This is a genomic window from Streptomyces sp. KR80 (genome assembly GCF_052245555.1).
Classification (GTDB): Bacteria; Actinomycetota; Actinomycetes; order Streptomycetales; family Streptomycetaceae; genus Streptomyces.
In genome coordinates this window covers 159,101-173,128 of the sequence record NZ_JBQQCD010000007.1, presented here as the reverse complement: position 1 = coordinate 173,128, position 14,028 = coordinate 159,101, and the positions used below count along the sequence as shown (strand labels likewise).

General features: G+C 69.2%; 9 protein-coding genes. All 9 read left to right on the top strand.

Annotation, left to right across the window (positions count from 1 at the left end):
* Nucleotides 1-7: 7 nt before the first annotated feature.
* The 9 genes from ACTWQI_RS13335 to ACTWQI_RS13295 are packed head-to-tail and all read left to right on the top strand — an operon-like array spanning nt 8 to nt 14,023.
* A complete protein-coding gene (locus ACTWQI_RS13335; RefSeq protein WP_443270165.1) occupies nt 8-1,276 on the top strand; it encodes a Pvc16 family protein in 1,269 nt (422 codons plus the stop codon).
* Between the two features lie 32 nt (nt 1,277-1,308).
* On the top strand, nt 1,309-3,516 hold the full coding sequence (locus ACTWQI_RS13330) for an ATP-binding protein (protein WP_443270333.1): 2,208 nt from the start codon (nt 1,309-1,311) through the stop codon (nt 3,514-3,516).
* Nucleotides 3,507-3,839 (top strand): hypothetical protein, encoded by a 333-nt coding sequence (locus tag ACTWQI_RS13325; protein ID WP_443270164.1) that lies wholly within the window; start codon nt 3,507-3,509, stop codon nt 3,837-3,839. The genes ACTWQI_RS13330 and ACTWQI_RS13325 overlap by 10 nt, the downstream gene beginning before the upstream one ends.
* Entirely contained in the window at nt 3,836-10,573 is a 6,738-nt protein-coding gene (locus ACTWQI_RS13320; RefSeq protein WP_443270162.1) for an eCIS core domain-containing protein, read from the top strand. The genes ACTWQI_RS13325 and ACTWQI_RS13320 overlap by 4 nt, the downstream gene beginning before the upstream one ends.
* Nucleotides 10,574-10,598: 25 nt before the next feature.
* Nucleotides 10,599-11,195 (top strand): HEAT repeat domain-containing protein, encoded by a 597-nt coding sequence (locus ACTWQI_RS13315; protein WP_443270160.1) that lies wholly within the window; start codon nt 10,599-10,601, stop codon nt 11,193-11,195.
* Nucleotides 11,192-11,878 carry a hypothetical protein gene (locus ACTWQI_RS13310; RefSeq protein WP_443270158.1) on the top strand — a complete coding sequence of 229 codons (687 nt, stop codon included), beginning with the start codon at nt 11,192-11,194 and terminating at the stop codon, nt 11,876-11,878. Before ACTWQI_RS13315 ends, ACTWQI_RS13310 begins: the two co-directional genes overlap by 4 nt.
* A gap of 9 nt (nt 11,879-11,887) precedes the next feature.
* A complete protein-coding gene (locus tag ACTWQI_RS13305; protein WP_443270156.1) occupies nt 11,888-12,301 on the top strand; it encodes a LysM peptidoglycan-binding domain-containing protein in 414 nt (137 codons plus the stop codon).
* Complete coding sequence (locus ACTWQI_RS13300; protein ID WP_443270155.1) at nt 12,294-13,433, top strand: hypothetical protein; 1,140 nt, start codon at nt 12,294-12,296, stop codon at nt 13,431-13,433. Before ACTWQI_RS13305 ends, ACTWQI_RS13300 begins: the two co-directional genes overlap by 8 nt.
* A gap of 53 nt (nt 13,434-13,486) precedes the next feature.
* Nucleotides 13,487-14,023, top strand: a complete 537-nt coding sequence (locus tag ACTWQI_RS13295; protein WP_443270153.1) for a phage baseplate assembly protein V — start codon at nt 13,487-13,489, stop codon at nt 14,021-14,023.
* Nucleotides 14,024-14,028: the final 5 nt, after the last annotated feature.

The window sequence follows — 14,028 nt, the reverse complement described above, 5'->3', positions numbered from 1 at the left end:
CGACTTCATGAGCAACGCACTCGCCATCGCGCACGTCACCCAAGCCTTGGCGCTGCTGATCGGGAACAATCTGCAACCCGAGATCGACATGGCGGTCTCCGTCGAGACCCGCAAGCCCTACACCGATCCGCCCACCGATCCGACCATCACGGTCTTCCTCTACCAGGTCACGCCGAACCCGTCGATGCGCAACAACGACCTGGTGACCCGGGCATCGGACGGCACCCTGCTCAAACGCCCGGCCGCGGCACTGGATCTGCACTTCCTGATCAGCGCGTACGGGGAGGAGTCGGAGCTGGTCGGCCAGCGGCTGATCGGCTCCGTGGTGCGCACGCTGCACGAAATCCCCATCCTGCCGAAGGATGTGATCGAGGCGGCAGCCGAGCGGCCGTATCTGGCGGGCAGCGACCTGGCGGAGTCCCCGCAGAAGGTGCGCTTCTCGCCGACGGTGATGGACGTCGACGAGACGTCGAAGCTCTGGGGGATGCTGCACCAGACGCCGTACTCGCTGTCGGTCGTCTACCAGGCGGCGCTCGTCCTCATCGAGGGCCGCGAGAAGCCGGTCCCGGCCACGCCGGTGCGCGAACGCACGGTCCGCGTACTGCCGTTCGGCGCCCCGGGAGCACCGGAGCCGCCGACGACCGCACCGGACGGCGCGACGTCGGCGGATACCCGCGCGGCGGACTCCGCAGGGGCGGAATCGGGCGGAGCCGTACGCGCTTCCTCCGGCCGTGCCGACGCCGACTCCGCGACCGACGGCCGAGGCACCACAGCCACGGTCGCGGGTCCCGCGGCCGTCGGCGAGCGTGCCGCAGGGCGAGCCAAGGCCGAAGGCGGCGAAGAGCGGGGAGCGAGGAACCAGCGAACGTCGACGAAGGGTGGCGGCGTCGGGACGAAGCGACCGGAGACCCAGGAGCCCGGTGGGACGGACGCGGGGCCCACTTCCGGCACCGAGGCCACTGCCCGGCGGGGCCGCGCCGGCACCGGAGCATCAGCCGCCGCGAACGACTCGCCGTCCACCGCGGGCACCGCAGGTGCTGCGGAAGCTGCGGGAACGGCGGGTACGGGCGTCAGCCGGGCGGAGGGGAGGTCAGCGACGGAGCGCGCCGAGACGGCCGCCGAGGCCGTGGCCCAGCCCGCGAAGAAGCGCTCCGGAGCCAAGTCGGCCGCCCCGCACGCGCGTACGCGCAAGGCGTCGGGGGGCACCAGCACCGCGCGGCGCAGCGCCGGCCGGTCCGGCACGTCCGCCGACGGGGCTGAGGGCAAGGAGAACTGAGCACGGTGGGAGAGACGGGGGTGGGTGAAAGCATGGGCACGTTCAGCGAAACCGGGGCCGAAAGCGGCACCGTCACGGCGGGCGCCGCTGCGGACGGCCGGGCGCTGGCCGCGGCCGTGCGGTCCGTCCTCGCCCGCATCGACGCCCACGCACAACGCGCCGCCCACGTCCGCCTGCAAGGCAGCGGTGCGGGCGCGGGGCACGCGGACGCCACCGGGAGTGGCGAACATCCGCCTTCCGGCAGCGAGTTCAATGCGCCCGTCGGCGAGTCGCAACGCACCACCGGCCCAGCCCGAGGCGAGGCCGACGGAGGTCCGGGGCCGCGCCCGGCGGCGGACGCCGCGGGGCGGCGGTCCGCTCGCGCGGGCGGGCGTGGCCAGGGCGGGGAGCCGGTCCCGGCCCTGTCCGGGGTCCGCGAAGCGGACGCCGCGACGGTCGGGCCCGTCGCGCTCGACGCGCTCGTCACCTGCTTCGGGCTCAGCAGCTTCGAGCGCGAAGTGATCCTTCTCGCCGCCGCAGCGGAGCTGGATCCGAGCACCGGCAGCCGCTGTGCCGCGGCGAGCGGCGATCCGGACCGCGCGTACCCCACGCTCTCACTCGCGCTCGCCGCGCTCGCCGAACCGCACTGGAGCGCGCTCACCCCCGTCGCGCCGCTGCGCCGCTGGCGGCTGGTCGAGTTGGACGACGAGACGCGGCTGACCACGTCACGGCTCCGGCTGGACGAGCGCATCCTGCACTTTCTGCTCGGCTCGCCCTATCTGGACGCCCGGCTGCACGGGCAGCTGCGCCGCGCCACCGTGCCGGACGAGCTGCCCCCCTCGTACGACCTGGCCGCGAACCGCGTCGCCGCGGGCTGGGCGGCCGGTTCGCGGCCGGACGCGCCGCTCCTCGTCGAGCTGGTCGGCGGAGATCTGCGGACCCGGGCCGATATCGCCGCCGCCGCGGCCGCGCGCTCCGGGCTCGGGCTGTACTCCATGAGTGCGGAGGACGTTCCCACCGACGCCGCCGAGCGGGACCGGCTCGCCCGGCTGTGGCAGCGGGAGGCGATCCTGCTGCCCGCCGCGCTGCTGCTGGAGGTCGGGGAGCTGGATCGCGAACAGCACGCCGCCACCGAGGCGTTCATCGCCGGAGCCGGCGTCCCCCTCGTCGTATCGAGTCCTGATCCGCGCCAGACGGACCGGCCGCGCGGCGCGCGCGTCACCGTGCCGCGCCTGGACGATGAAGAGCAACTCGGTCTGTGGGCGGGCGCGTTCGCGGAACTTCCGGAGATCGGCGAGGGCGAGCTGCGGTCGCTCGTCGCGCAGTTCGAGCTGCCCCCGCACGTCGTACGGTCCGCTGCCGCCGCCGTACACCGTGATCTGGCCGACGAGGACCAGCTGGACGTCGCCGGGCTCGCCTGGCGGGCCGGGCTCCACGAAGCGCGCATCGGCATGGACGAGCTGGGCCGGCGCATCGAGCCGGAGGCCGGCTGGGACGATCTCGTGCTGCACGAGCGGCAGACGAGCATCCTGCGCGAGATCGTCGCGCATGTGCGCCAGCGGGCCACCGTCCACCAGCAGTGGGGCTTCGCCCGCACGCTGCGCCGCGGCCTCGGCGTCACCGCGCTGTTCGCGGGCGGCTCCGGCACCGGCAAGACCCTCGCGGCCGAGGTGATGGCCAAGGAGCTCGGCCTCGACCTGTTCATCATCGATCTGTCGCAGGTGGTCAGCAAATACATCGGCGAGACGGAGAAGAACCTGCGCAAGGTCTTCGACGCGGCCGAGCGGGGCGGCGCCCTGCTCCTGTTCGACGAGGCGGACGCGCTCTTCGGCAAGCGGAGCGAGGTGAAGGACAGCCACGACCGGTACGCCAACCTCGAGGTCAGCTACCTGCTGATGCGCATGGAGGCGTACCGGGGCCTGGCCATCCTCACCACCAACATGAAGAAGGCGCTGGACTCCGCCTTCATGCGCCGTATCCGGTTCGTCGTCGACTTCCCCTTCCCGGCCGAGCACGAGCGCGCCGAGATCTGGCGCCGGGTGCTGCCGCCGCAGGCACCGGTCAAGGACGTCGACCCCGAGCTGCTGGCACAGCTGACCGTCGCGGGCGGCTCGATCCGCAACATCGCGCTCTCCGGCGCCTTCCTCGCCGCCGAGGAGGGCGACCCGCTGCAGATGCGGCACATGCTGGCCGCCGCTCGTACCGAATACCTCAAGCTGGAACGCTCCTTGACGCCCTCGGAGGTCCGCGGATGGGTCTGAACGAGGCCAGGAACGCCGCCCGCGGGCCTGCGGAGACGGGACCGTCCGCGCCGCACTCCTTCCGTATCGACATCGGCGAACTGGTGCTGGACGGCTTCGACCCGCGGGTCGATCCGGACCGCGTCACGGCCGCCTTCCAGATGGAGCTGACCCGGCTCGTACGGGAGCGGGGCGTGCCGCTGGCGGCGGACGGCACCGGCCGTGCGCTGGACGGGCTCGCCGGACTGCCGCCGCTGCCGGCGACCACGTCTCCCGTACGGCTGGGCGAGGCACTGGCTCGTGCAGTGCACGCGGGTCTTGCGGGACGGGGTGAGTCGCGATGAGCACGTCTCACGCTTCGGCACAGGACACCCAGACCGCACAGGCGAACAAGCGTCGCAAGCGCAAGGAGCGCGCCGCCAAGGCCCGTACGCCCGAGCCGAAGGACATCGTCAGCGGCGCGGGGCAACCACTGGATCTGAGCGTGCGGCGGGAGTTGGAGGAGCAGCTCGGGCACGACTTCAGCCAGGTCCGGCTGCACACCGACCGGGACGCCGGGCAGCTCACCGAACTGCTGGGGGCCGACGCGGTCGCCGTCGGCCAGGACATCTTCTTCCGCGAGGGGGCGTACCGTCCAGGTACGGCGGACGGGCAACGGCTGCTCGCCCACGAGCTGCTGCACACGGTGCAGAACCCGCACGGCTTGGGCGCGCTGCGGGCAGGCCGGGATCTGGGCGCGGTGAGCCTGCCGCAGCAGGCGATGGAGCAGGAGGCCGAGTCCGCGGCGCAGGATCTCGTACGGGAGTCTGCGGATCCGTCGGCGGAGATCGCCGTACGGCCCGAGGAAGGCGAGGTGGAGCCCGGCCAGGCGACACCCGGCTGGCTGCGCTACGCCACCGTCGACGCGGACCGCTCACGCGCAGAGAAGCTGGACCCGGCGACTCTGGTGGACCGTCTGGCGAACGGCGTACTGCGGTCGCTGCGCGGCGACCCCCACGACCTGTCCGGCAGGGTGCGGTGGGAACTGGCCCGGCTCTCGCCGCAGTTGCAGGACTCCGTACTCGACCAGCTGGAAACACGGCTGCTTACGCCCGAGTACGACCGCCTCCTCGACCTGGCCGAGGAGGCGGAGGCCACCCCGATCGGCTTCCACACGGCCGAGGTGCCCGCGCCCGAGATCGACCTCTTCGAGGAGCTGGGTGTCGAGCGCGTCCAGTGGAAGCGCAAGGAGGAGGGCAAGCGGGGGTCGAAGGAGAAGCAGGCCGAGGACTCCCGGGAGGAGCAAAACGAGGCGAAGGCCCGGGACGAGAAGCGCGGCAGCGACCAGAGCAGGGCGAGCGCCGACGCGGCAGCCGAGGACAAGGAGGCCGCCGGGCGCAAGGAACAGGAGGACGAGCGCGCCCAGTCCCGCGAGCGGGCCGAGCAGGAGCAACAGCAGGAAGAGGAGAAGCAGGGCCAAGACCGGCAGCGCGTCGACCAGGCCGCCGACGAGCGGGCGCAGGGGCAACAGGAGGGCGCCGAGGAGGCGAAGGAGCAGCGCAAGGCGCAGCGCGATCGGGAGGAGCAGGACCCCGAGCAGGCGAACACCCCCGGCGCCGACAAGCGCAAGCGCAAGGACGACGCGAAGAAACCTGCCGACGGGTCGAAGCAGGAGGACGTCGACCCGAAGGCGAAGGGGCAGCCCGGTCCCGTACGCCCGGAGAAGGTGGACGAGCGCGCAGACGAGCGGGACAGCGCGCTGTCCGAACACGGCCTGCACGAGAAGGACGAGGACGAGGACGAGCCGCGCGAGGAGGAGAAGCCGCTCGGGCTGGAGGCGGGCGCGGAGAACGAGATCGGTGGTGAGGAGGACCGGGAGCGCGACAAGGGCGGTGCTGCCAAGGGCGAGACGGAGCTGAAGCCCGAGGACTACCTGCCGGATGCCGATCTGGACCTGTCCTCCGTCCCGACCGCGGACCAGATGCAGCCGGGCGAGGCGGAGCCCTCCCTTCCCAGCTTTCCGACGCCGCCGCCGACCAAGGCCGAACGGGTCGAGCAGGAGCGGGAGAAGGAGTCCCAGGAGGAGGACGAGGACGCCGCAGGTCCGGAGGCGAAGGCGCCGGGTGAGGACGAGGGCCCGATCGAAGGCGAGGCCCCCAAGCCGGACGGCGGTCCTGCTGCGGAGGCTCAGGACCGCGGTGAGAAGGACCTGCAGCCGGAGAAGCCGACCGATCAGGAGGTCGGGCCCGATCCGGAGACCGCGGAGAAGGAGCAGCAGGAGCCGGAGGCCGAGAAACAGGACCCGGCCCAGCAGCAGGAACAGGACGACGACGGCGCCAAGGCCGCCAAGCTCGCCGGGGACGACAAGGACGAGGACTCTGCTGACGGCGAGGAGAAGCGGGGCGCCAAGGACGCGCAGGACGAACGGCGGGAGCTGAGCGAGCGCGGTCGGCAGGAGGAACAGCGGGGCGAAGGCGGGCAGCCGCAGGGCGCTGCCGCGGACAAGCCGGCCGGGCCTGCGGCCGAGGCCTCCTCGGGCTCGCCGCCGGGACCGGCGGCGATGCGCCCCGCAGGCGCGCAGCCGCAGAAGACCCCGGCCGAGGACCGCAACCCCTCCCCCGCCGCGCGGCGCGAGGCCGAGCCGCCCAAGTCCGAGCGGGAGGCGGCGGGGCCGAAGAGCCAGGTGCCCAAGGAGACCGGCTCCGGTGCGGCACCCCGTGGCACGGTCGGCGAGAGCGAACCGGCGGGGCCGACGGCCGCAGCAGGTCCGGGCGCCGCGCCGTCCGTCGCACAGGCGGCGGTGGGGCCGGCGGGCGAACAGGCCGAGAACCCGGGGGCGATGGGCGCCCCCGCCCCGGAAGGCACCCAGGCCAAGCCGGAAGCGTCACTGGAGAAGGACGGCGGCGGCTGTGGTCCGCCGGAGCCCGCGGCCGAGAAGGACGATGGAGGCAAGGGCGGCTGCGGCGGTGGCGGCGGTGAGGCCGCGCCCGAGGAAAAGCAGCAGGATCCTCCGGACGTCTCGGGCCAGGACCCGAAGGCCGCGGTGCAGACGGTCAGCAAGCTGGCGCCGGACCAGGCGGCAGCCGCCATGCCCGGTGTGAACGCCGCGACGGACAAGAAGATCGGCGAGGAACAGCAGCGCTTGGACGCCAACCCGCCGAAGCGGGAGCGTCCTTCGGGTGCGCCGCGTACGCAGTCGGCCCCGCCCGAGGCTGCCGCGCCGGCGCCCCAGGTGACCGGCAAGGTCGAGAAGCTGGGGCCGGAGAACGAGGGCGAGAAGCAGCGGGCCAAGGGCAGCGAGAAGGCCGAGGGCCAGAAGCCCACGGACAACACTCCTTCGCCACCGCTCCCGGTGGCGAAGGAGCTCAGCGCCGACGAGGCCGAGAACGTCGAGGCTGCGGCCGACGCCGTCCCGACCGTCGACCCGGAGCTGCGCAACAAGACGGTCGGCCCAGCGCCCAAGATCAAACTGGAGGGCGCCAGCGACCCCAAGCGCACCGACGACCAGGCCAAGGCGCTCAAGGAGAAGCAGTCCGAGATCCAGAAGACGGGGCGCGAGGACGTCGCCAAGCCGATGGGCGAGGACCAGATCTTCCCCGACGCGCCCCAGGAGCAGCTCGTGGGCAAGGCCACGGGCCGCGCCGGCGGCAAGGGTGGCGGTGAGATCAAGGCGGGCTCGGCGCCCAAGCCGGGTGTGGGCGCGGTCGCCAAGCAGGAGCGCGGTTCGGAGATTCAAGGGGCCGCAGGCCAGGCCCAAGGCGATCTGGTCGCCAAGGAGAAGGAACACAAGCAGGGCGAGCAGCAGGCCAAGCAGGAGAAGCAGTCCGAGATCGACCGCGAGGTCGCGCAGAACGCCGAGAAGCAGACGACCGAGCGCGGCCGGGCGGCTCAGGAGGCGCAGCGCGAGCGGGAGAACTGGCGCTCCGAGCAGGACAAGAAGATCGAGGACGCGGACAAGAAGTCCGAGAAGGAACACACCGCCAAGAACAAGGAGATCGTCAAGGCCCGCGACGACAAGGACAAGGAGGTCGGCGACCGGAAGGACAAGGACAACCAGCAGATCGACACGGAGCGCGAGAACGCGGAGAAGGAGGCCGAGAAGAAGAAGGAGGAGAAGAAACCCTCCGGAGGCTTCTTCGGCTGGCTCGCCGACAAGGTCAAGGGCTTCTTCAGCGCGCTTCTCGAAGCCGTCACCAAGGTCTTCGAAGCCGCGCGTGCGGCCGTCAACGGCATCATCGACAAGTTCAAGGAGTTCGCCAACAAGGCGATCGACTTCGTGCGCGACCTCGCCATCAAGGCGATCAACGTCCTGGCGGACGCGCTGATCGCAATCGGCGACGTGCTGCTGGCGGCGTTCCCGGAACTGCGAGACAAGTTCCGCAAGGCGATCGAGGGCCTGCGCGACAAGGCGATCGCGGCGGTGAACAAGCTGGCGGACGGCCTGAAGAAGGCCGTGAACGCGCTGCTGGACGCGCTAGCAGCAGGCCTCAACAAACTGCTGGATGTCCTCGAGGCGGGCATCAAGGCCGTCATCAAGATCTATCAGGCGGTCATCCTGGGCGCGATCAAGTTCGCGCAGGCGGCGATCGAGGCGCTGGGCAAGTTCGCGGCGCTGGTCGCCGACATCGCCCCGGACCCGGGCGGCTGGCTGAAGAAGGCCGGCAGCGCAGCGAAGACGGGCATCACCGACCATCTCTGGGGCGCCATCAAGACGGGCGTCAAGCGCTGGTTCGACGCCAAAGTCGAGGGCATCCTGGGCCTGGGCAAGGCGGTGATCAACGCCCTGGTGAAGGGCTGCGTCTCGATCAAGCAGATCGGCAAGATGGCGTGGGACGCGATCATCGCGTCACTGCCGATGATGATCGCCTCGATCGTCATCGAGAAGGTCGTCTCGATGATCGTCCCCGCGGCGGGCGCGATCCTGACCATCGTTCAGGGCCTGATGGCGGCCTGGCAGAGCCTGAGCTCGATCCTCTCCGCCTTCAGCAAGTTCTGGGCGTACTTGAAGGCGGTGAAGGCCGGCCCGGCTGCCTGCCTCTTCGCCGAGGCGGTGGCGGCAGGCATCGTCGCCCTGCTGGACTTCATCGCCAACTTCCTGATGATCCGCCTCTCCGCGGCGACGAAGGGCGTCGGCAAGCGCCTGAAGGCCATGGCCCAGAAGATCATGAAGGGCCTCAAGAAGACGGGCAAGGGCGCGAAGAAGGCCGCCGGCACGGCGGTCAACAAGGCGCGCGGCGCGATCCGCAACGCCAAGCAGGCGTTGCGGAAGCCGCCGGTGGCCCCCAAGCCGAAGGCGAAGCCTTCCCCGAACCCGAAGTCCCCGCCGAAGCCGAAGGACGCGCCTACGCCGAAGGCGCCTCCGAAGCCGCAACCGACGCCGGCGAAGCCGAAGGACACGAAGCCGGACCCGGCGAAGGACAGGACCCCGGACAAGGGTCCCGGTCCTTCCAAGGACAGGACGCCCGACAAGTCCCCGGACGCCACGAAGGACAAGACGCCCCAGCCCTCCAAGAAGAAGAAAGAGATCGAGGGCCCGAAGCCCACCAAGCCCAAGAAGCCGAAGTCCCCCTTGGGCAACGCCCTTAGCAAGGCGAAGAAGGCCGTCAAGTCCGCCCTGAAAAAGGTCCGCAACGCAGCAAAGACGCTGGGCAGAAAGCTCAAGAAGAGCAAGCCGGGCAAGGCCATGAGGAACAGCGCGTCCAAGCTGCGCAACATCTTCAAGAAGAAGCGCGACCGCCTGCGCGACCACAAGAAGAAGCAGACGGACCAGAAGAAGCAGAACCAGGACAAGCGCAAGAAGGACGAGAAGACCAAAGAGTCCAAGGAAGCCCGTCTCCAAAAGATCGTTGCCCGTATCAAGCCTCGTCTTGGCGGAATGCTCGCCAAAGGCACTCCGCGCCCCGTGCTGGGTGCGGCACTTACCGCCATGCGGACGTGGTATAGACTCACCAGTCTTGCCGCCGAGGCGGGCGAACGGTTCGGAATCGAAGCCACCCTCAACCCGAAGGAGCAAGTACTCAAGGCGCTGGGGATCACTATTCCCCGACGCGAGCTACTTACATTCCTGCACGATTTGGCAAGTAGGCTCGAATCTGATCCGAATATGGTTGCGGCAAGCCAGAACGTACAGCTGTCGCCTAAGGTCCCCGGTGTCGTGCCGCGGCACACCGTGAACGCCCCCACGCCACCTCCTGCTGTCTCACGCGTCACCCGAAACGCCACTCCATTGGGCCCGCAGGAACAAGAGGTCATGAACGTTTTCGACGAAGGACAGCCCACAAGGTCGTCCGCGGAAGCGGAAACCCCCGCCACTCCGCCGGCAGTACGGCGTCAGCAGACCGGCCCCAAGGCCGCAAACAAGATTGTTACCGGCGAGGGGATCAAACGGGAAGAGCAGTCGGCTCACGCCTATAAGTCGGCCAACAAACAGGACAAGGAAACCGGAGAGAAACACAGGATTCTCGGAATCCCTGACGAGTTCACGGCGCAGAATAACTGGCCGGAGGCTGTCAACTATCTGGACAATCACTTCCGCGCGAAACCGCAGTCCAGCAGCCTCTCCAGAGTTCAGCGAGTCAACCTGCTCAAGACGGCTTGGATCGTCGGGAACCAGGAGGTCGACCGGGACCCGATGGCGCTCATCACGAACGCCCTCGTCGTGAAGCGGCTCAAGAATGCTCGGGAGAACGGCGCTTCCCCAGCCCGACTGACCAGGACCTTCCTCGAGATACCTGCGGCGTTCAAGGGATCCGAGCGAGCCGGTGAGATCCTCAATGAGGACGTGGCGGGTCAGCGCTCGATCTCCGGAGAACGAGCGGCTATTCAACACCGCCTCGATGGCGAGACTGAGGATGATGCCCGACGGCGGCGAAACAGAGAGCGAAGGCCTCTCAACGACGCCAACCGCCTGGCAAACCGGCACGTACAGGCCGTATCTGCTTGGATGAAGGAATTCAACATAGAGAGCAAGGTAGAAGCCTCGCTCAAGAGGAAGAACGTGGTGGGAACCGAGGACCGCGAACGAGCGATCAAAGAACTGATCTTCAACGAGATCGAAGACACAGTTCGAGAGATGTATGGCGCCACCAGGCGCCAGTAGCCCAGCAAGGCCCCGGAGAGAGCGAATGATCGAGCCGAATTACCGCACACACCGCTATGTGCTGCACCCGGACACACATTGGAACGACGTCGGTGATTTCGCTGACACGCTCGGCTGGCCGTTGGCGTACGAGACTACGAGAAATCAGGCTGAGGGTACCGACGGCCAGATGATTTGGCAGTCTCCCTCCGGGATCTCCTTGCACTACATCGTGGATGCGACATCCGGAATCGGGTACGTCACGCTGGCCGGACCGGACGAGCAAACCGTGACACCATTTATCACACAGGTGCACGAGTCATTGAAGCCGTGGCAGCTTGAGGAGCTCTACCAACGGTTCGACAGCGAGGATGACCCGGTCGAACGCGGGAGGCTCACACTCAGGATCGGGTTGGCCGCACCCCCGGAGCTGACCCATGGCTGCTTTATCCGAATCCAGACGTCGCTCACTGACGAGGACTCACGAATCCGACTCGCCGGACTGTGGGCCGTTTCGTATACGGGCTACCAAGAATTCGTCCCTGCGGTCCGCGAAGTCGCCCATGGGGATTCCGAGGCTTGGCTCCGTATGCGCGCCGAAAGCATTGTTTCGGCATTCGGAGAAACAGGAGGCACCCAGTGACCAGATATGCGGACATACCCAAGCCCATCCGTTCCGGCATCGTCGTCGTCGACCCCGAGCGCGGAACCCCGCAGCGCATCATCATCCTCCAGTTCAACCCGGACACGCTGGAGCGTTCGCTCGCGCCCCAGGCCGCCGGCGGCAGTGGTGACGGCGGTGGAGGCGGGGGCAGTGGAGGGGATCGGAATGAGGCGTTGCGCCTCAAAGGGCCCGCTGAGGAGAGTTGGAAGTTCACCGCCGAGATCGACGCGACCGATCAGTTCGAAGTCGCTTCGCCCGACGGGATTCACCCCGAGCTCGCGACGCTCGAGATGCTCGTACATCCGACCACCGCGCAGCTCGAAGAGGCCTCGCGGCTGACCAAGAAGGGCACCATCGAGATCAGTCCGATCGAGATGCCGCTGACCCTCTTCACCTGGGGCAGCAAGCGTGTCATGCCCGTGCGGCTGACCGAACTGTCCATCAACGAGTCCGCGTTCGACGTGAATCTGAATCCGATACGAGCCTCGCTGAGCATCGGCATGAAGGTGCTCAGCGTGAGCGATTTGCCGGCCGGGCATCGCGGGGCCGATCTGTACATGGCGCATCTCGCGCAGAAGGAGCGGCTGGCCAGAGCCGCGAGGGGCGGCGGGCTCGCCGCGCTGGGGCTCGCCGGGCGGAATGCCGGGCTGAGGAGGGGCTGAGCACAGGACATGGCAGACATCGAGCCGTACGAGAACGCGCTGGACGCGATCCCCGGCGCACACCCCTACCCGCGATCGAGTCGCTACCACGATGCCGAGATCGGAGTGCACCGGCAGCCCGACGGCACCGAAGTGCGGTACACCAAGCGCCGTTTGCTGCCGCCGCTCGACGCAGCCGCCGAGGAGAGTGCAACGCACACCGTCAGCAGCGGTGAGCGGCCCGACCTCCTCGCCCAGCGGTACTTCGGCGACCCGACGCAGTGGTGGCAGATCGCCGACGCCAATCCGGTGCTGGACCCCAGAGAACTGACCGACGAGGCCGGCCAGGAGATCGAGATCCCGCACGCCGGCGGCTTCCCCGCCGGAACCGGCGGCACCGCGGGCATCGGTGGCACCGGCGGCATCGGAGCCCGCCATGCCTGATCAGCCCGTCGGACGCGGCCCCATCCACGTCACCCTCTACATGGGCCCCAAGCTCACCCGGCCCGTCCCCTCCGAGGTCACCGAGGCGCTGCTGTCCGCACAGATCACCGCCACCGCGGGCGAACGCAGCGGCTTCCAGCTCGCCTTCGACCTCACCAAGCAAGGGGCCATATCCCGGCGGCTGCTGCCCGAGGGGTTCTTCGACCCCAAGACACGCGTCATCCTCACCGTCAGCGTCAAAGGGACCGCCCGCGTCCTGCTCGACGGACTCATCGTGCGCCAGGAGGTCGGCGCGAGCAATCAGCCGGGGCACTCCACGCTCACCGTCACCGGTGAGGACCTGACGCTCCTCCTGGATCTCGAAGAACGGACGGACCGGTATCCGAATCTGCGGCCGTCGCAGCGGGTGGCGCGGATCCTCGCCAAGTACGCCGACTATGGCATCGAGCCCCGCGTCTTCCGGGAGAAGGTCGAGCAGCCGCCCCGCGAACAGCTACGCGTGGACTACCAGACGGGTACCGACCTGCAGTACGTGAACGAGCTGGCCCAGGCCAACGGCTACACCTTCTACCTCGAACCCGGGCCACGGCCCGGACACTCCACCGCGGTCTGGGGCCCGGAGGCCCGGATCGGGCAGCGCCAACACGCCCTCAACGTGAACATGGACGTCAACTCGACCGTCGACCAGCTGACGTTCGCGTACGACGGGACCGCGCGCGAAGAGCCGCAGGCGCGCGTGCAGAACCCCGCCACCCGCGACACGCAGCTGCTGCCGCAGCCCGACATCGGCCCCCTGCGTCCGCCGCTGGGCCGCCGCGGCACCCCCGCGCTCAAGCGCAGGACGCTGTCCGGTACGGCGAAGAAGGAGTCGGAGCAGGCGCAGGCCGAACTCCTGGCGCGGGCCGCGCTCTCCGCGGACGCCATCTCCGGCTCCGGCTCGCTGGACGTCACCCGGCACGGGTACATCCTGCGGCCCCGCGAGCTGGTCGGGGTGCGCGGCGCCGGCCTGACGTACGACGGCGACTACTACGTCAAGTCGGTCACCCACAATCTCCGTCCCGGTTCCTACCACCAGAACTTCACGCTCTCACGTGAAGGGCTCATCGCCCGCAGCACCACCGTCCGCCCCTAGCCCGCCCACAGCCACCGCAGAAGCAACGTCATGGAAAACAGGAGCAGTTGAGTATGGCGGCACCCATCAATCGCTTCCCCGGCAAGTTCCGCGGCCGGGTGGTGGACAACAACGACCCGCTCAGGATCGGCCGGATCACCGTCAAGGTCCCCGACGTGCTCGGGGACGAGACCTCGACCTGGGCCCTGCCCTGCCTGCCCTTCACCGGGCCCCAGGCCGGGCAGTTCGTGGTGCCGCCGCCGGGCGCTGGCGTCTGGGTCGAGTTCGAGCAGGGCGACCCGAGCTTTCCGATCTGGACCGGGTGTTGGTACGGGGCCGCCGACGAACTCCCGCCGGACGCACAGGCGGAGCTCCAGCAGGCGTCGCCGTTCAAGCCCGTCGTCGTTCAGACTCCGGGGGCACACAAGATCGTGATGTCGGACGTGCCGGGCCTCGAACACGGCATTTTGCTGCAGGCCAAGGACGGTGCATACATCCGGATCACCGAGGAGACGGTGATCATCGCCAACGGCGCCGGCGCGAAGATCACGCTCACCGGCAAAGACGTCATCATCAACGAGGGCCGGCTCACCGTGCCCGCGAAGCCATAGGAAAC

Excerpts from the sequence above, each read along its gene's own strand:
- ACTWQI_RS13315 (WP_443270160.1), top strand. The coding sequence starts at position 10,599 with ATGATCGAGCCGAATTACCGCACACACCGCTATGTGCTGCACCCGGAC.
- ACTWQI_RS13305 (WP_443270156.1), top strand. The coding sequence starts at position 11,888 with ATGGCAGACATCGAGCCGTACGAGAACGCGCTGGACGCGATCCCCGGC.
- ACTWQI_RS13300 (WP_443270155.1), top strand. The coding sequence starts at position 12,294 with ATGCCTGATCAGCCCGTCGGACGCGGCCCCATCCACGTCACCCTCTAC.
- ACTWQI_RS13295 (WP_443270153.1), top strand. The coding sequence starts at position 13,487 with ATGGCGGCACCCATCAATCGCTTCCCCGGCAAGTTCCGCGGCCGGGTG.
- ACTWQI_RS13335 (WP_443270165.1), top strand. The coding sequence starts at position 8 with ATGAGCAACGCACTCGCCATCGCGCACGTCACCCAAGCCTTGGCGCTG.
- ACTWQI_RS13320 (WP_443270162.1), top strand. The coding sequence starts at position 3,836 with ATGAGCACGTCTCACGCTTCGGCACAGGACACCCAGACCGCACAGGCG.
- ACTWQI_RS13330 (WP_443270333.1), top strand. The coding sequence starts at position 1,309 with ATGGGCACGTTCAGCGAAACCGGGGCCGAAAGCGGCACCGTCACGGCG.
- ACTWQI_RS13325 (WP_443270164.1), top strand. The coding sequence starts at position 3,507 with ATGGGTCTGAACGAGGCCAGGAACGCCGCCCGCGGGCCTGCGGAGACG.